The following is a 17,005-nucleotide window of genomic DNA, read 5'->3' as shown; positions in this document are numbered from 1 at the left end:
CTGTGGGAGCTGGCTTGCCAGCGATGGGGCCGTGTCAGCCTCCACCCTTGTAGACTGACCCACCGCCATCGCTGGCAAGCCAGCTCCCACAGTAATCTCGGCCAGTAACCAAGTCCGTGTACACCGCAAAACCTTTTAGGGGTCACGGGCTCGACGCCGGTTTCGCCAGCGCAATCCCCGCATCCCCCAGGCGCTTGAGAATCTCGAACAGCAGATCACTCTTGGTTCCGCCGACGATCCGTGGGCTGCCGACATAGCCCGTCACCGTCAAGGTGATGCCATCGGGCGAGAGCTTGCTGAAGCGTACGTACGACGCCGGTTTGTCGAGGATGTTTTCGTTTTCGCGGTAGGTGTTCAGCAGCAGTTCCTTGACCTGTTCCGGGTCGATGTCCAGCGGGAACATCAGCTCCAGGCTCGCCACCCCCTGGGCGCTGCCGCCGAGGGTGACGTTGCGCAGGTTCTGCGAGATCAGTTGTGAGTTGGGCACGATCACGATGGAGCGGTCGCTGAGCTGGATTTCCGTGGCGCGCACGTTGATCCGGCGGATATCGCCTTCGACACCGCTGATGCTGATCAGGTCGCCGACCTTCACTGGCCGTTCGGTGAGCAGGATCAGCCCGGAGACGAAGTTCTTGACGATTTCCTGCAAGCCGAAACCGATCCCCACCGACAACGCACTGACGATCCACGCCAGATTGGTCCAGCGCACGCCCAGTGACGACAGCGTCAGGAGGATAACCGTGGCATAACCGATGTTGGAAAACAGCGTGCTCAGCGACGCGCACATGCCCGGATCCATGTCGGTCTTGGGCAGGAATTCGTTGTCGAGCCAGCGGCGCAGGGCGCGGATCAGGTAGATACCGATCAGCAGCGCCAGCACCGCATTGACCAGGTGCGCAGGGACGATGTTCAGCTTGCGCAAGCCGGCACCACCCAGAATGCCCAGGACATTGCTGGTCAGTTGCCCGAACGTGGTGCCGATGCCGCCGACGAACAAGGTGATGACCGCCAGCAGCAACAGCCCGGCGCGGCTGGCACCGGACAGCACAATCGAGATCTGTTCCAGCCGCCGGTCGCCCAGGCCCAAAGTCTGCTTGAGCGTCTTGCCCGCCGAGTAGCGCGGCGAGAACAGGTACTCGCAGGCGTCCTTGACCACTTGCACCAGTAAATAGAACCCGGCCAGCACGATATAGGCCCATACCAGCTCAAAAGTGATGAAGCGGGCCAGCGACACGTAGCCGGTGAGCAAGGCCAGCGCCGACACGCCCATGCACACCGTGGCGATGCTGTAGATCGCTCCGGCAAACGTGCTGGCGGCCTCCGGTTCGTTGGCGCTGATCAACGCCTTGCGCACTTTGCCGACGCGCAACAGCAACGGCACCAGAATCACGATCACCACGATGGCAATCACCCCGCGCTGGGCGATCACGATCTGGCTGCTCATGCCGGTGGCGTTGCTGACTTGCACCAGCGTCACCAGCACCAGCAGGGTGGCGGCGAGAATCCTCGGATAGGGGCGCAACGCCAGCGCCACCGAATCGGCCATCGCCGGCAGCCGCCATGAAGGATGCTGGGTCGATAGCAGTGCGCGGCTCAACGCGGTGATCAGGACGCAGGCGTAAACGGCTTTTTCGAATTCTTCGGAAAAAGTCTGCAGCACTGGCGTCAGCGGCTCGTGACGGGTGCAGGCATAGAACAGCAGATGCAGGGCGATGGCTGTGGTGCCCAGGGTCGCCAGCGCCGAGGCGAATGCCAGCGCGCTGCGACGCAGGCGACCTTCCGGCATGCGGTGGATGCACAGCCAGGTCAGACCGCGTTCGGCAAGTCGGCGGCCGACCGTCCAGAAAGCCAGCGCCAGCAGCACCAGCACACAGGTGAAAAACCGTTCCCCCGGGGCCCATACGGTGGCCCAGGTGAGGTTCACCTGATCGATGAAAAACTTCAGGCGCTGGCGGTCGTCCGGCTCCGGCGCGACCAATGGCGACCAGAAGTCCGGGCTCAGGATGCTGTCGGTGCGCAGCGTCAGTTCGCTTTCGAGCAGTGTGCGGCGGATGCCGGCGATTTGTGTAATCAGCTCGGCTGCGCTTTGTTTGAGCGCGGCAAGGCTTTTGAGCGTGGCATCGACCTTGTTTTTCTGCTCGCTGAGCAACGCCCGTTGTGCGGCGATTTCCGCCTGTTCGGCGGCAATCTGCGTATCCGGTGCGGCGCCGAGCACCCCCAGTTGCACCGCCAGTTGCGCCTGCTGCGGCAACAACGATGCGGACAACCGATCGACATCCAGAATGAACGTCTGCACCCGGTCCTGCGGGCCTTCGAGCTGGTTGTAATTGTTGGCGGCGGAAATCTGCTGCTTCAGGCCGTCAAGACGCAGTTGCAAGGCTTGCAGATCACTTTGCGAGACCTCCACCAGCGGCGCCGCAGTGGTCGCCGAGGGCGCCGGCAAATCCGCCGCGCACAGCAGCGAACTGCCCGAAGCGAGCACGGTCAGCGCGACAAAAAACAATGACTTCAATGTGTTGCGCATCGGAGGGACCGGTTCTCGTTGATCACACAATCTATGAGGTTAGGTGATCGAACCGGGCACGGCGGAAAATTTCCGGTTAGCAGGGCGGGGGCGCAGCAGGGCGTGCGTGTTTTGCTGTGGTTGTCCTCATAATGCCGCAGCCAGGCTTCCATGGCTCATCAAAACACCACCCGTCCGGAAATGCAGTGCTGAACGGCACCGCCGACCCAGACGGTGCCGTCCACGTTCTGGATGTGCAATCGGCCGCGGCGGCCGATGGCGGTGCCTTGGCTCACGGTGTAGCGCTCGCCAAGGATGCCTGAGCCGATCAGCCACTGAGCCAGGCTCGCATTGAGGCTGCCGGTGACGGCGTCTTCGGCGCATTCCTCGCCCATGAAGGCTCTGACTTCCACGTCCGTTTCAGCGTCGTGACCCGCCCACGGCGCAATAACCCCGACATTCAGCCCCTGCAGCGCCGCGTAATCAGGCTTGATCGCCAACACGTCTTCGCGACTCGCCAGCAACACGCCCGCCCACCCCGGGCCGTTATCGACCCATTGGCTCGCGCGGATCTGCCCGGTGGCGAGGCCGAGTCCTTGTTCAATCAGGTTGAGCGTCGATGCCTCCAGCGGCCCGCTGCGCACCAATGGTGGTGCGGAGAACGCCAGTTGCGCACCTTGTTTGCGTACCCGAATCAAGCCCGCCGAGCACTCCTGAATAATCTCGACCTGCTCAGGCTTGTCGTTCTGCGCGAGCCACACTTTGCAGCTGCCCAGCGTGGGATGCCCAGCGAAGGGCAGCTCTCGCAACGGTGTAAAGATACGGACACGGTAGTGCGCGTCCGGCGCCTCGGGCTTCAACAGAAAAGTGGTCTCACTGAGTTGCGTCCAGCGGGCGAACGCCTGCATCTGCTCGGTCGTCAGCCCATCAGCATCCACCACCACGGCCAGAGCATTTCCTTCGTAGGGGTGATCGGCGAATACGTCGACTTGTACGAACTGCAGCGAGCGTGGCATTGAATGTCCTTACAGGTTGAGTCAGGGAAGGTCTTTTACGCCGATGGATTCGGATTATGGGCGCAGACTGTCAGGTGCCGGTCCATGACATTTCGATATGCGTGTCGGTTGTGCCAGTCCGGCGAAAGCCCAGTCGTTCATAGAGCTTCTGCGCCAATGTGTTCGTGCGAAAAGCGCCCAACTGCAACGGCACCTTGCGGGCAGCGGCTTCCAGCTGGAGGTTCCTCAGTATGCGCGAGCCAATGCCCTTGCCTTGGTACGCCTGCGAAATAGCGATGTTCTGAACTTGGATTCGATCTTCTTTATCCAGAATCTGCACGTATCCAATAATCCGGCCATCTTGTTCAATAACCGAAGTGGCTGCGCAGGCGAATTCCGCTGTGAAATTTGCCCGTTGCCACTTCTCATCCCAGCCCCATATTTTCTCGATGTGCTCGCGGAAGACTGCGCGATGCAAGTCAAAGAGGGTTGTCTGGTCACCATCGGTGGCGGGGCGTAGCGTCATGCGGGTCTCTGATTTGTGCTTTTGGCTGTTGCTGAGGCTAGCGGCTGCAACAATAAACGGCAATTCGGATTGATCATGGCCGCAGCATCTGACTGCCCCCGGACAATTACAACGCTACCCGCTCCACAAGCCTGCTGAACTCCAGCGGATGACCGGGGAGTTTCGCCGGTTTTAAGCTACAGCCGATCCCTATTCCCGGCAGGAATGTGGCCTATGAAATGATTCGATTTTTCTTGTCTCGTTTCCCGGCGTAGCGTGCCCCAACGACAAGGAGAATCATCGTGGCCTCATCCTCGACCAACCCTGCAGCAAAATTCGACACCTCGCGCGCCAGCGAGTACGCCAGACAGAGCCGTATCGCACTGGCCGGTTACGACGCCTGTCACGATCTGGCGGCTTGCATGTTGGCGGCTACGCTCGGCCCGGCGCGGGCGGCAAACGTGCTGGTGGTGGGCGCGGGGGGTACGGCGCAGGAAATCATCGCAATGGCCGCGCTGGAGCCGGACTGGTGTTTCACCGCTGTCGATCCTTCGGCACCCATGCTGGACGCCGCGACGCAGCAATTGCAGGTCCATGAATTACTGCACAGAACGCAGCTGTATCTCGGGCATGTCGATGACTTGCCGGCCGCCCCATCCTTCGATGCGGCAACATTGATCGGCGTGCTTCATCACCTCAAGGGTGACGAACCCAAACAACACATCCTGTGCTCGGTCCAGGTGCGGCTGAAACCGGGCGCACCGCTGATTGTGGCGGGCAATCATTACGCCTATGCCAGCCAACCGTTATTGCTGCAGGCGTGGGGGCAGAGATGGCGGCAGCAAGGCGCGAGTGCTGAGGAGGTGGCCGCCAAGCTCGGGAAAATCCTGCAGGGCGCGGATCCGCCGCATTCCGAAGCAGCGGTTCAGGCGTTGTTGCATAAGGCGGGATTCGGCCAGGCGACGCGCTTCTTCAGCAGTCTGTTCTGGGGCGCGTGGCTGGCGTGCCGACAGCCTGTCTCAGCCGACTGAGTGTGATCGAAACCTGAATTGCAGAATCAGCTCTCGCTGCTCTCAACCGGTTCGGCGGCCGCTTCGGCAGCCATCTTTGCACGGTCGGCCTTGCTGATGTATTTGGGCTTTTTCGGCGCCAGTTTGGCGCTGGCCTTTTTGGCCTTTTCCTTGAACAACTGTTGCAGTTTCTTTTGGCGGTTCATGTTTCTACTCGGTGAAGTGGAGCCGGGCATATGCCCATCAAGCGCGCATTAGAACCGGCTCGCAGCCATTTGGCGAGCCTGTTGCAGCGATGCGGGATCAAACTGCTCACGGGTGTCCATTCGCACACCGCGCAAGCCCGCTGTTTCCAGCTGCGTCCTATACAGTGCCTGCGCGCAATAGTTGATCAGAATAGAGCGCCGACGTGCGCCATTCACGTTGCGACTGCCCGCGTGGATCAGATCGACGTCAAACAGCAAAATGTCCCCCGCAGTCCCTGAAAGCTGCACGACTGCAGTCTCGTCGTTGGGGTCGAATGGTGGCTGTTGTGGTGAAGGTCGGTGACTGCCCGGGACGATGCGCGTGGCGCCGTTGTCGGGGCCGTAGTCGTCGAAAAAGGCGATGGCGTTGACCATGTCGCCGGGCCGCTGAATCGACAAGTCGCGGTGCAGTTGCTGATGGCCGCCACCGGCCAGCGGTTCGCGACCCTCGACCTGGGACAGGAAGTAGCGTTCGCCAATCAACTCGCCTGCCACCGTCAGAACCTGCGGCAAGCGACACACCGCTTGCACCGTTGCATCCAGGTCCAGCAGCGAATGGCGCCAGTCCATGCCGCGCGGGACCGGCCAGTGTTCCGAAGCTTGCACATTTGCATCGAATACCGCGCGCAGGTCGGCGAGCCAATTCCCCGGGATCGCATCGCGCAGCAGCGCGTAACCTTGCCGGTGAAGCTGCTCGCGCTCGATCATGGCTTCGGTAACGTCAGGAAATCGCTGGTCAGCAGCGCGCCGAGGGCTGTGTTCAAGATTGATCTTTTCCAAGAGTGCATGTGTTGTTTTGCGACAGGGCTGCGCGCAGATTCGTAGACCGGTTGCAATGAGGATAGCCGACGCATGCGCCTCTGCATCGAGGCTACATCGGAACACCGGCCCGCGCGTCCGGATTTGAAATACCCGCCACCGCCCGCTAGAGTCGCGCCCCTTGTCCGGCCAGCAGTGCCGGCGATGGCTGGGGAAGAGGGCGGCAGTTGAACGAACACACATTGTCCATGCGACTGGAGCGGGTGGCGGCGCATGTACCGGCTGGCGCGCGGTTGGCGGATATCGGCTCGGATCACGGCTATCTGCCGGTGGCTCTGATGCGCCGTGGCGCCATCGTTGCGGCGGTGGCCGGCGAGGTAGCGCAGACACCGTTCCATGCCGCGGTGCGCACGGTGCGCGACAACGATCTTCAGCCGTTCATCACTGTGCGTCTGGCCAGTGGCCTGGCGGCGATCGAGCCGGACGACGAGATTTCCGCGATCAGCCTTTGTGGCATGGGCGGCGAGACGATTCGCGACATTCTTGACAGCGGCAAGGCGCGTCTGCGCGGTCACGAGCGGCTGATCCTGCAACCCAACGGCGGCGAGCAACCCCTGCGCCGATGGCTGATGGACAACGGCTACCGCATCCTCGACGAGGAAGTGCTGCAGGAAAACCGTTTCTTCTACGAAATCATCGTCGCCGAGCGCGGCGCCCCGGTGAGCTACAGCGCCGAACAGTTGTACTTCGGCCCGTTGCTGATGCAAGCACGCAGCCCGGCATTCATCGCCAAGTGGCGGCGTCTCTTACGCCAGAAACAGAAAACCCTGACCAGTTTCAAACAGGCGCGCCAGGAAGTGCCCGAGGAAAAACTGGAAGAAATTTCGCGACAGATTCAGTGGATTACTGAGTTGTTGGCTTGATCTGCCGTGTTGGCGCTTGCGCTCCTTCAGGTTTAAAGTCAGCTTCAAGGTTAACGTGCTTGCGGAGTCGGACATGAGAATCGGTGAACTGGCAAAAATCAGCGGACTGGCGCCTTCGCGTATTCGTTTTTACGAGGCGAGCGGGTTGATCACTTCGGTCGCGCGCAAAGCCAATGGCTATCGCGATTACGCACCTGACACTCAGTGGGTATTGCAGATCATCACCGGCGCGCAGGCGGCGGGTTTCTCCCTGGAGGAAATCCGTCAGTTGATGCCGATGGATGCCAGCGGTTGGCAGCACGACCAGTTGCTCAGTGGCTTGAAGCGAAAAGTCGATGAAATCGAAGTCCTGCAGCAGCGACTGGCGCAGAACAAGGAGCAGTTGCTGCGGGCCATCAAGGGGATCGAGGATAAGCCTGCGGGGATGGCGTGTGCTGACAATGCACAGATGCTGATCCATCGGCTGCGCGAAGACGGCGTGGCTTCTGTGCCCGACAAGCAGCCAGCGGCTGCGGCAAGAAAAGCCAACGCCCGTCAGACATCCAGAGCCTGACGGGCTCACCTTAAACCTCGCTTTAAGGTCAACCCCGCTGCTGCGAATAATTTTTGCTGATGGTATCGGACTTTTGCTTGACCCTCGACCTGACGTTAACGCTAGCGTCTGAAGCTGATTGGGCAAGGCAATAACGCTGCTATCAGGTCCTATGGAGCCTGCGCATGAGTCAGCGAAATCACCTTGAAAAAAGTCATTGACCTTAAAGTTGACTTCAATCTTATGGTGGCCTCATCTCCAGTTGAGGACTGCTCCATGAATGTGTTCGACCCCCTGACCTTACCCAACGGTTCGACCATCAAGAACCGTATCGCCAAAGCCGCCATGGAAGAAAACATGGCGGACGCCGACCAGGCACCCTCCGCAGAATTGATGCGTCTGTATCAGGCGTGGGCCGATGGCGGTGCCGGGCTGATCATCACCGGCAACGTGATGGTCGACGGCCGCGCGATGACCGGGCCGGGCGGCGTGGTGCTGCAAGATGATCAGCAACTCGAAAAGTTCAAGCGCTGGGCGCGGATCGGCCGTTCTGCCGGTGCGCAGTTCTGGTTGCAGATCAATCATCCGGGGCGCCAGATGCAGTCCAACCTCGGGCAGAAAACCTGGGCGCCGTCAGCGGTGCCGCTGGACCTGGGCAAACTGTCCAAGCGTTTCGCCACGCCCCACGCCATGACCGCCAGTGTGATTGAGGACGTCATCCAGCGCTTTGCGCACACCGCACGCCTCGGTGAACAGGCCGGCTTCACTGGGGTGGAAATCCATGCCGCTCATGGCTATCTGTTGAGCCAGTTTCTCTCGCCACTGACCAATCAAAGGACGGACGAGTGGGGCGGCTCTCTGCAGAACCGTGCGCGGTTATTGGTCGAGATTGTCAAAGCAGTCAGGGCAGTGGTTTCTGCAGAGTTTGCCGTAGCGGTCAAACTCAATTCTGCCGATTTCCAGCGCGGCGGATTCACCGCTGACGATGCGAAAAAGGTCGTCGAGCTGCTCAACGATCTGGGCGTGGATCTGGTGGAACTGTCCGGTGGTAGCTACGAAGTCCCGGCCATGCAGGGTGAGGCGCGCGATGGTCGCACGTTGGCTCGTGAGGCCTATTTCGTCGAGTTTGCCCGGGACATCCAGACCGTTGCGAAAATGCCGGTGATGGTCACGGGGGGCATTCGTCGTCGCCCGGTGGCCGAAAGCGTCGTGCAGAGTGGTGTGGACATGGTCGGCATCGGCACCGCGTTGGCCATCGATCCGTACCTGCCGCGCGACTGGCAGCAGGGCAAGGACAACGCCCCGCAATTGCCGCCGATCACTTGGAAAAACAAGGCCGTTGCCGCCCTGGCGAACATGGCGGTGGTGAAGTTTCAGCTCGGTAAACTCAGTCGGGCGAAAAAGCCTGATCCGGGGGTGTCACCGTTGCGCGCGCTGATACTGCAGCAGATCGGCATGGCGTTTCGCACTCGGCAATATCGGCGCTGGGTGGAAAAGCGTTCGGCGTGAGTCGCAAGGCATTTCAATCGTGACGTTGGCGGACGCTCTGACGAGAGCCCGCCCACGTCAACCGGTCAGTTCGGCATCAGCACCGTATCGACCACATGAATCACGCCATTGGATTGCATGACGTCCGCGATGGTGACGGCAGCTTTTCCACCTTTGGCGTCCTGCACCCACAGCTTGCCTTCGTGCAACATCACGGTCAGCGATTCGCCCTGGACGGTTTTCAGCATCACTTTGCCGCCGTGCATTTTGGCGTCGTCCATCAGCTGTTTGGCAGTGTGAGTGCCGGCTACGACGTGGTAAGTCAGGATCTTCGTCAGGTCCGCCTTGTGTTCAGGCTTGACCAAGGTATCGACAGTGCCGGCGGGCAGTTTTGCGAAGGCTTCGTTGGTAGGAGCGAAGACCGTGAACGGGCCCTTGCTGTTGAGCGTATCCACCAGCCCGGCGGCCTTGACCGCAGCGACCAGGGTCGTGTGATCCTTGGAGTTGACTGCGTTTTCGACGATGGTCTTCGTCGGATACATGGCCGCGCCGCCAACCATCACGGTATCGGCGGCAAAGCTGGATCCGGCGCCGAGGCAGAACAGAGTGAAGCAAGCGACAGCAAGGCGTTTGATGAGCATGTGCATGGTGCGTCTCCTTGATTCTTCGACCCTTCGAATGAGGGTGTTGAATGTACGGAGCAGGGGGGGAAACGGATGCAGCATGCAGCGAAAAACCTTTTGCGGTACGCCGAAACGGATTACCGCTAATCACGCAGGGTGGCTTCACCTGTGCGCGGGTTGGTCAGGGTCACATTCTCCAGCGCTCTGATGCGCCAAGCCTCGTTCTGCCTGATCAGCACCGCGAGAATCAGCGTATCCACCACATGCGCCCCGGCCGGATGTGCAGCTCCGGCCGACAAACGACTCCAGAAATGAATGATCGCCACCCCGTCAGCCACAGGATCAATATCGATCAGTTCATTCTCAAGAGTGGAGTCACGATAGATCGTCTGGTGAATGGGCGCGTGCAGCGCAACGATCTGCTCGACGCCCCGAACGAAGTGGCCGAAACGATTGACGAACGTCGCCTGCGGATCGAACAGAGCTCCGAGTGTCGCCATGTCGTGAGCGTTCCAGGCTGCCTGGAATGCGCCTGGAGCGTCTTCGGGTTTTTTTATCTGAGTCATGGCCGGGGCCTCGCAGATCGTTAGAATGCGCTTTTGAACATAAGAAACTCAGTATGGATGTACAAGCGCTCGAAAGTAGCGACGTTTTATCGTTCACGTTGGATCAGGCACATCGCTGTTTCGAAATGGTCGTCAGCCTGAAGGACGGCTGCCGATGCAAACTGACGGCGTGGAATATCGATGGCGCAGAGTTGCCCATCAGTCTCGGTGCTCTGCACATTCAAAATTCTCGCGTCCTCGGAGAGCTGGAAGGGATCAGCTTTGTTGAAAACGTTCTAACTCTCGAGGGTGATTTTGGCGACATGTCTATCGAAGCGGACACGGTTTTGGTCGAAAAGCTGATTTAGGCTTTGAGCGCAAAGGGAAGGATCGCCCTCTCGATAGACGATTCCATTCAAATCTCTGTCAACGCTTGGCGCAATACATTCTGTCTGTAAGCTGAGGTTCTGCCGGCGCGCTTGTTTCTAAACCTGACGCCAGCGCCTGATCAATCATTTCCAAGGAGGTCCCCATGACAACAGGGCAGTGTCTTTGCGCGGCAGTACGCTTTTCCCTCACGGTGGAACCGCGCTTTTTCTATCGCTGCCACTGCTCACTGTGCCGCAAACAGACCGGTGTCGGGTTCAACCTCGCTACTCTGGTCAGCGCTCGGGACTTTCGTTGGGACGCAGGGCAGGACTCGATCAACAGTTGGATCAAATCCAGCGGCTACAGAAACGACTTCTGCGCACAGTGCGGCTCGACCGTGCCCAACCCACTTCGCGAATCGCCTTACGTGTGGATTCCGCTCGGACTGCTTGATGAGGATCTGAGCATGGAATGCGTTGGCGATTTCTGTGTGGACGATGCCATGTCATGGGATACGCAGCGTTCAACGCAGAGTTATCACGGGGCGGTGGAGTCACTGGCGTTTCTTCTGCAAAAACTCCGGGTCAATCCTGATTGACCCGAAGCTCGCGCTGCAATTACTTCCTTAGATACGCAAACATGTGTTGCACATAATCCGCCTTGCCCAGCGGCACACCGTTGTGGCGCAGGATGTTGTACGCGGTGATCAGGTGAAAGTAGAACTGCGGCATCGCCCAGTCCACGGCGTATTCGCGGCCGGTCATGTCGAAGGCGATGCCGTTTTGCAGATCGAGGGCGATTTTCTTGTCCGCGCTGGCGTCAATCTGCGCCGGATCTGCCGCCGCCAGCATCTCCAGTGTGCTGTCGATCAATGCCTTGGCCGCCGCCATGTTTTCGGGCGGTGTGAGTCTGGTCAGCGGTTGTTGTGTCAGCCGCTGCACGGCGTCCTGTGCCTGGGTGCAGGTGTATTGAACTTGCGTCGCGAGGTTGTGCATGTCCGGGGCCAGACGTGCGTCGAGCAGAACTTGCGCGTCGTAGCCGCGCTCAAGGGCGTAAGCCTCGCTCTTGGACAGGATGGCCGCCAGCGAGCGCAACATCTGAGCGAAACGAGGAAGGGTCATTGCATGGATCGACATGGTTATTCCCTGTGTAGTCATTCAAAGGTGAGACCTCGGTGGCGAAGGGTAGTCGATTTGCTGTCGAAAATAACCGCGACAGCACACTTTGCGCAGGAGCCTCCCCACGGCATTTGCCGTAGGTTCAATGATTAGCAGCGTCGCTCAACTGTTGAAGCTCAAGTTGCCTGGCAGCACTCGCTTCAAGGGTCGCACGCTCTACATCCAGATACCGATGAATGCTTTGGAGGTTGGCAATTTTCTGTTTGATTTCGGCCATCTTCTTTTCAATCAGCTTCGCGCCGTCAGCACAATCGATCAGCTTGTTGCGCTGCGCATCCAGAATCTCGCCTATTTCTCCCAGGGAAAATCCCATGCTTTGCGCGCGCTGGATAAAATCCAGATCCTGCAGGGTTTGCTCGGTGTAGACACGATAGTTGTTGGTTTGCCGCAGCGGTGAGATCAGGCCGATCTGCTCGTAGTAACGCAAGGTATGACGGCTGGCGCCGCTGCGAGCCTCGAGTTCGCCGATTTTCATGAAAACACCGCTTGACTGTAGAGTTGGGTCGATACTTTACGCTGGATTTCTCACCTTCAACAAGGAACAGGGAAATGAGCGTGGAGTGCTTTGTCACGGGGGGAACCGGCTTTATCGGTCAACATTTGCTGGCGAACCTGAGTGCAAAAGGTCACACCCTTCGGGTGTTGATGCGTCGCCCGGAGCGGCTGGCTGCGTTGCGCGAGCAAGTTGATAGTTTAGGCGGGTGCGCGACACGGGTGTTTGCCGTGGCCGGGGATCTGGAGCAGGACAATCTCGGGCTGAGCCTGGTTGATCAGGAGGTGCTGAGGCGCGCCAGCGTCATTTTCCACCTGGGCGCCCACTTCGCATGGGGGCTTTCGGTGGAGCAGTCTCGTGCAGTGAATGTGCAGGGGGCAAAGCGTGTGGCGCTGTTGGCGGCTGAGCAAAAAAGCCGTTTAGTGATGATCGGCGGCTACATGCTGAACAATCATGAACATCTGCAACGCATCGGCATTGATCCTCGTCAGCCGGAGTTGACGAATTGGCCCGCCGTCTACCGGCGTGTCGGTGGTTACGAGGCAAGCAAACTGGAGGCGCATTTTGCGACCCTGCAGGTCATGTCCGCCAAGGGCGGGGAGATGACCGTTGTCCACCCTGCGACGGTCTGTGGCCACAGCCGCACGGGGCATATCCTTGACGGCCAGCCTTTGGTGGCGCTGATACGCAACCTGGTGCAGGGCAAGCTGACTGCAGTGCCCGGTTCAGCCGAGCACTGGCTGCCACTGGTCACCGTGGATTATCTGGTCGAACTGGTGGCCGTTTGTGCTTTTGATCCTGCCATGGTGGGCGAGGAACTGCTGGCGCTTGATGATCAAACGCCAAACTTGCGAGAACTCCTGGCACAGGTGGCTAAACCTTTGGGCTTGAAGTCTCCCAAACATCACATTTCACTTCGACTGCTGAAGTGGCTACTGAGTATTCCTCCGGTCGCGTGGTTTTTGGATACAAAACCCGAAGCCCTGGACTTTATCCAGACCACTCGTTTCAACACCGCGAAGGTCGAGCAGTTTGCCAACAGGCATGGAATAGCCAAACCGGACATACGTCAGGCTTTGCAGCACACGGCAACGTTCGTCAACGCGTATTACATAGCCAAGGGCCAGGCACTCTGACGTCTCCCTTGGGCGGCGCCGTCGATACAGGGCGGCATTCTATCGAACGACCATTCAGCGACAAGGATCGTCACCGCGCAGCCTCGGATGCGCGGCAGGATCTTGTTTCGCTATTCACGGAACTGCCGCGAGACCGGCGTCGTTTTTACAACGCAAACGTAGTCCCACGCGTATTTACAAACAACGAGTAGATCGAGTGACTACTGGCCATGAACAGTCGATTGCCTTCGCGCCCGCCGAAGCACAGGTTGGGGCAGCGCTCTGGCAGCGAAATGTGCCCGATGGACTTGCCCTGCGAATTAAAAACACGCACGCCGTCGAGTTTTTCCAGGTCGGCCTTGGGATCACCATTACCGCCCCAGCCGCACCACAGGTTGCCCGCTTCGTCGCATTTGATGCCGTCAATCGCGGCATAGTCCAAGCCTTCGATGTGCTTGCGGCGTTCACCCAGGGTGCCGTCGTCTTTCACCGTAATCGCCCAGATCAAGCGATTTGGCTTGGCGCGACCTTCGACGACATACAGGGTCTTTTCATCGGGAGAAAAGCACAGGCCGTTGGGGCCGTTGAGGTCGTCGATTACCCGAGTGACTTTTTGGCTCCCGCCGTCGATGCGGTACACGGCGTGGGGTTGGGTCGGGGTGACTTTGTGGCCTTCGTAGTTATTGCCGGTTTGGAATGGCGGGTCGGTGAACCAGATCGAGCCGTCACTTTTGCAGACGATGTCGTTGGGTGAGTTGAAGGGCTTGCCGTCGAAACTGTCGGCCAGCACGGTGATCGTGCCATTGTGTTCGGTGCGCGTGATGCGGCGCCCTTCGCGAGTGGTGGTGGAGCCTTCGCAAACGATCAGACGCCCTTGGCGATCCCGGCACATGCCGTTGGAGAAGTTTGAATGTTCGCGGTACACGGTGAAGGTGTCGGTGATTTCGTCCCAGCGCATGATGCGATTATTGGGGATGTCGCTGACCAACAGATAGCGGCCATCACCGACCCACACCGGTCCTTCGGCCCAGCGCATGCCGGTGGCGAGTTTTTCAATACTGGCGTTGAAAATACGCAGGTCCAGGAAGCTGTCGTCGAGGATGTGAATCAGTGGATCAGGGTAGCGCTGACTCAAGGGTTCGGCGGCATCGGAGAAGCGGGGCAGTGCGGCGCTGCCGACGGTGGCGAGCGTGGCGGAAACAGCGAGCGACTTTTTCAGGAAACTGCGGCGGGTATTGCCTTTCGTTTGATCAAGGCTTTCAGGCTTGGCGGACAGGAATGAGTCCATGTAGCGATCTCCGTGGTTTTATTTTTGTTGAGGAGGCGTAGTAATACCCTGTGATAAGACATCGTACAAGTTGATATGGTCGGCATGGCGCTAACTCTTACCGATGCTGTCTTGCCCGGCCGGGTGATATCAGGGAAGCTGCGCCGAGCCCGGTTGCGGGGCAGTTGTTGAATTGTTCAGGGAAGCGTTGATGGCACTCAGAGTGTTGGTGGTTGGCGGGTATGGAAACTTTGGCAGCATCGTTTGTCGGCATCTGATCGATATGCCGGGCATCGAACTGGCGATCTCGGGGCGCGATCCGCAGAAGCTGGAGCGCAAGGTCGCTGAGTTGGGGGCGAGCTGCGAGCGCTGGTGTGGTGACGCAATGGGCGCCGGGTTCGCCGCTGCTCTGAGTGCGATGAATATTCAACTGGTGGTTCACACGGGCGGACCGTTTCAGGGGCAATCCTATGCGGTGGCCGAAAGCTGCATCGAGGCGGGCGTCAACTATTGCGATCTGGCGGACTGCCGGACGTTCGTCAATGGCATCGGCGTACTCGATGCCCGAGCGAGAGTGGCCGGTGTCGCCATCCTCAGTGGTTGCAGTTCGGTGCCGACGCTGTCGTCGGCGATCATCGATGAGCAGCGCCATCGCTTCAAACGCATCGACTCGATCGAGCACGGCATTTCCTCGTCAGCGAAAATGCCGGGGTTGTCGACGATCGAGGGGGTGCTGGCGTATGCGGGCAAACCGATCCGCCAACTGCGCAATGGTCAAGTGCATGAGGTGATGGGCTGGGAAGACCTGACCCTGCGCAAGCTGCAGAATCTGGGCACTCGTGCGCTGGCCAATGTTGATGTACCGGACATGGACATCTTTGCCAGCCGGTTTGGTGCGCACACGTTGAGTTTCAAGGCTGGCGCTGGCCTCAAGCTTGGCGGCGTGGCCAATTATCTGTTTGCGCTGGCGATGAGGAAGGGGCTGGTGCGTGACCACAGGGTGTGGGCCGCCAGGTTGCATCGCTGGGGGACATGGTTTGAGCGTTTCGGTGATGGCAAAAGTGCGATGTATATAGATGTGCGGGGTGTCGGAATGAACGACCTGCCGTTGTCGATGACGGCGCAACTGACCGCGCTGAATGACAAGGGACCGGAGATCCCTAGTTGTGCTGTCGTCGCTCTGGCCGCGAAGATCGTCCGAGGTTACCTGCCCGAACCGGGTGCCCGTCCTTGTGTCGGTGAGATCAGCGTCGACGAATACATGGCAGCGATCAACGATCCGCAGAATCTTGGCCTGTCTGTGATGTTCTCTGACGGGATGTGGTGAGCATGCTTTATCTGAGCGTGAAGTACGTGCATGTCATCGCTGCGATTTTCCTCTTCGGCTTCGGCATGGGTTCCTATCTGTACCTGATTGCCGCCAGCCGTACGGACAATCCACAAGTGATCGCGCATGTGGCGAAAATGGTGGTGCGTTATGACGCCTGGATCACCACGCCGGCGGGCTTCATCCAGATCGCGACGGGTTATTGGCTGATAAGGCTTTCCGGGTTGCCCTTGACCACGGACTGGGTGCTGATGTCGCTGATCCTGTTCTTGATAGTGGGATCGCTCTGGCTGCCGGTGCTGTTGCTGCAGAAACGTTTGCAAGGGATGGCGGCGGACGCGGTGCAATGTGGGGCAGGGGTTGATGCTGATTACCGGGCTGTTTATCGACAGTGGTTCTGGATGGGCGTTTGCGGGTTTCTCGGGATGTTCGTGATTGTCTTGATGATGGTGACGAAAATGACGCCGGGGCAGTGGCTGCAGTTGATGCTGTAGCGGAGCATTCACATTGGCGACTTGAGAAAGCGACGTTCGTGATCGGGGTCGGGCAACAGACAGGTGTCGTACTTGCCGAAGATCCGATAGCGATTCAGTGCCACGCGGTCGTAGGTCCAGTCTCTAAGTGCTTGTGGGAAAACTCGCAGAAGCCTGACCGGCGACCAACGAGCCGGCAGTTGTGCAATCACTTCGAAGAACGCATCGGAGCGCACCCAGTAATGCTCGTCGCGGATCACCGCCATCGTGTCGAACTCGTCGACCGGAAGACCGGCCCATGCCAGCAACGCCTGACCTTCTGGCGATTGCACTGCCGCCAGGCGCACTCGCTGCTTGTTGTCATGACGAATCAGAAAACGCGCCCAGCCGTTGCATAGCTTGCAGACGCCGTCGAATAGCACCACGGTCTCGCCTGGATTGAGCAAGGGGGCTGGAGTGGGGCGTATTCGGGAATCGGGCATGGGGGGCGATCCAGGCAGTTGGGCTGTCATTGTGAAGCATCACCGGAAATTGTTTCAGGTGATGGACCGTATGCTGCGCATCCGCTGACGTTGCGTCTATATATAAGCAGGCTTTTCGGTGCATTGATAGAAAACTGAAATTAACGGTTGACGGCAGATTCTGGAGGTCTATA

Annotated in this window: 20 protein-coding genes; 9 read left to right on the top strand and 11 right to left on the bottom strand. The window is 59.2% G+C overall.

The features are described from left to right. Positions 1-142: 142 nt before the first annotated feature. The 3 genes from B1722_RS27855 to B1722_RS27845 form a co-directional block, all read right to left on the bottom strand. Positions 143-2,524, bottom strand: coding sequence for a DUF3772 domain-containing protein (locus B1722_RS27855; RefSeq protein WP_041074673.1), 2,382 nt, complete (start codon positions 2,522-2,524; stop codon positions 143-145). Positions 2,525-2,682: 158 nt separating this feature from the next. Continuing rightward, the gene (locus B1722_RS27850) at positions 2,683-3,519 is read right to left on the bottom strand and encodes a PhzF family phenazine biosynthesis protein (protein ID WP_041074675.1); all 837 of its coding nucleotides are present in this window, start codon (positions 3,517-3,519) and stop codon (positions 2,683-2,685) included. Positions 3,520-3,589: 70 nt separating this feature from the next. After that, a complete protein-coding gene (locus B1722_RS27845; protein ID WP_086794994.1) occupies positions 3,590-4,024 on the bottom strand; it encodes a GNAT family N-acetyltransferase in 435 nt (144 codons plus the stop codon). A gap of 281 nt (positions 4,025-4,305) precedes the next feature. Here B1722_RS27845 and B1722_RS27840 point away from each other — a divergent pair, with 281 nt between their 5' ends. Continuing rightward, on the top strand, positions 4,306-5,034 hold the full coding sequence (locus B1722_RS27840; protein ID WP_086794987.1) for a class I SAM-dependent methyltransferase: 729 nt from the start codon (positions 4,306-4,308) through the stop codon (positions 5,032-5,034). A gap of 26 nt (positions 5,035-5,060) precedes the next feature. Here B1722_RS27840 and B1722_RS27835 read toward each other — a convergent pair whose 3' ends face one another. Both B1722_RS27835 and B1722_RS27830 read right to left on the bottom strand, forming a co-directional pair. Continuing rightward, on the bottom strand, positions 5,061-5,219 hold the full coding sequence (locus tag B1722_RS27835; RefSeq protein ID WP_065118213.1) for a DUF2986 domain-containing protein: 159 nt from the start codon (positions 5,217-5,219) through the stop codon (positions 5,061-5,063). A 48-nt stretch (positions 5,220-5,267) separates the two neighbouring features. Continuing rightward, positions 5,268-5,966 (bottom strand): phytanoyl-CoA dioxygenase family protein, encoded by a 699-nt coding sequence (locus tag B1722_RS27830; protein WP_086794986.1) that lies wholly within the window; start codon positions 5,964-5,966, stop codon positions 5,268-5,270. 278 nt (positions 5,967-6,244) lie between these two features. Between B1722_RS27830 and B1722_RS27825 the strand changes: the two genes are divergently transcribed. From B1722_RS27825 to B1722_RS27815, 3 genes are all read left to right on the top strand, one after another. Further along, positions 6,245-6,940: a tRNA (adenine(22)-N(1))-methyltransferase TrmK gene (locus B1722_RS27825; protein WP_086794985.1), complete on the top strand. Its 696-nt coding sequence runs from the start codon at positions 6,245-6,247 to the stop codon at positions 6,938-6,940. 73 nt (positions 6,941-7,013) lie between these two features. Then, positions 7,014-7,493: a MerR family transcriptional regulator gene (locus B1722_RS27820; RefSeq protein ID WP_086794984.1), complete on the top strand. Its 480-nt coding sequence runs from the start codon at positions 7,014-7,016 to the stop codon at positions 7,491-7,493. 255 nt (positions 7,494-7,748) lie between these two features. Continuing rightward, a complete protein-coding gene (locus B1722_RS27815; RefSeq protein WP_086794983.1) occupies positions 7,749-8,981 on the top strand; it encodes an NADH:flavin oxidoreductase/NADH oxidase family protein in 1,233 nt (410 codons plus the stop codon). A gap of 65 nt (positions 8,982-9,046) precedes the next feature. On the opposite strand, the gene B1722_RS27810 is transcribed toward B1722_RS27815, so the two are convergent. After that, positions 9,047-9,607 carry a fasciclin domain-containing protein gene (locus B1722_RS27810; RefSeq protein WP_086794982.1) on the bottom strand — a complete coding sequence of 187 codons (561 nt, stop codon included), beginning with the start codon at positions 9,605-9,607 and terminating at the stop codon, positions 9,047-9,049. Positions 9,608-9,726: 119 nt separating this feature from the next. Further along, on the bottom strand, positions 9,727-10,149 hold the full coding sequence (locus tag B1722_RS27805) for an SgcJ/EcaC family oxidoreductase (RefSeq protein ID WP_086794981.1): 423 nt from the start codon (positions 10,147-10,149) through the stop codon (positions 9,727-9,729). A gap of 53 nt (positions 10,150-10,202) precedes the next feature. Between B1722_RS27805 and B1722_RS27800 the strand changes: the two genes are divergently transcribed. Then, the gene (locus tag B1722_RS27800; RefSeq protein ID WP_086794980.1) at positions 10,203-10,496 is read left to right on the top strand and encodes a hypothetical protein; all 294 of its coding nucleotides are present in this window, start codon (positions 10,203-10,205) and stop codon (positions 10,494-10,496) included. A gap of 164 nt (positions 10,497-10,660) precedes the next feature. Further along, complete coding sequence (locus B1722_RS27795; protein WP_041074692.1) at positions 10,661-11,095, top strand: GFA family protein; 435 nt, start codon at positions 10,661-10,663, stop codon at positions 11,093-11,095. 19 nt (positions 11,096-11,114) lie between these two features. Here B1722_RS27795 and B1722_RS27790 read toward each other — a convergent pair whose 3' ends face one another. Further along, positions 11,115-11,633 (bottom strand): DUF1993 family protein, encoded by a 519-nt coding sequence (locus tag B1722_RS27790; RefSeq protein ID WP_041074694.1) that lies wholly within the window; start codon positions 11,631-11,633, stop codon positions 11,115-11,117. 124 nt (positions 11,634-11,757) lie between these two features. Continuing rightward, positions 11,758-12,150 (bottom strand): MerR family transcriptional regulator, encoded by a 393-nt coding sequence (locus B1722_RS27785; protein WP_041074696.1) that lies wholly within the window; start codon positions 12,148-12,150, stop codon positions 11,758-11,760. Positions 12,151-12,224: 74 nt separating this feature from the next. Here B1722_RS27785 and B1722_RS27780 point away from each other — a divergent pair, with 74 nt between their 5' ends. Continuing rightward, positions 12,225-13,304 carry an SDR family oxidoreductase gene (locus B1722_RS27780; protein WP_086794979.1) on the top strand — a complete coding sequence of 360 codons (1,080 nt, stop codon included), beginning with the start codon at positions 12,225-12,227 and terminating at the stop codon, positions 13,302-13,304. A gap of 145 nt (positions 13,305-13,449) precedes the next feature. On the opposite strand, the gene B1722_RS27775 is transcribed toward B1722_RS27780, so the two are convergent. After that, a complete protein-coding gene (locus B1722_RS27775) occupies positions 13,450-14,571 on the bottom strand; it encodes an SMP-30/gluconolactonase/LRE family protein (RefSeq protein ID WP_086794978.1) in 1,122 nt (373 codons plus the stop codon). A 190-nt stretch (positions 14,572-14,761) separates the two neighbouring features. Here B1722_RS27775 and B1722_RS27770 point away from each other — a divergent pair, with 190 nt between their 5' ends. Next, positions 14,762-15,877, top strand: a complete 1,116-nt coding sequence (locus B1722_RS27770; protein ID WP_086794977.1) for a saccharopine dehydrogenase family protein — start codon at positions 14,762-14,764, stop codon at positions 15,875-15,877. A gap of 2 nt (positions 15,878-15,879) precedes the next feature. Then, on the top strand, positions 15,880-16,371 hold the full coding sequence (locus B1722_RS27765; protein WP_086794976.1) for a DUF2269 domain-containing protein: 492 nt from the start codon (positions 15,880-15,882) through the stop codon (positions 16,369-16,371). A gap of 8 nt (positions 16,372-16,379) precedes the next feature. On the opposite strand, the gene B1722_RS27760 is transcribed toward B1722_RS27765, so the two are convergent. Further along, positions 16,380-16,832 carry a thiol-disulfide oxidoreductase DCC family protein gene (locus B1722_RS27760; RefSeq protein WP_041074706.1) on the bottom strand — a complete coding sequence of 151 codons (453 nt, stop codon included), beginning with the start codon at positions 16,830-16,832 and terminating at the stop codon, positions 16,380-16,382. Positions 16,833-17,005 lie beyond the last annotated feature (173 nt).

Source organism: Pseudomonas sp. SCPG-7 (assembly GCF_002156405.1).
Taxonomy (GTDB): Bacteria; Pseudomonadota; Gammaproteobacteria; order Pseudomonadales; family Pseudomonadaceae; genus Aquipseudomonas; species Aquipseudomonas parakoreensis.
This window is presented reverse-complemented; position numbering and strand designations above follow the sequence as displayed.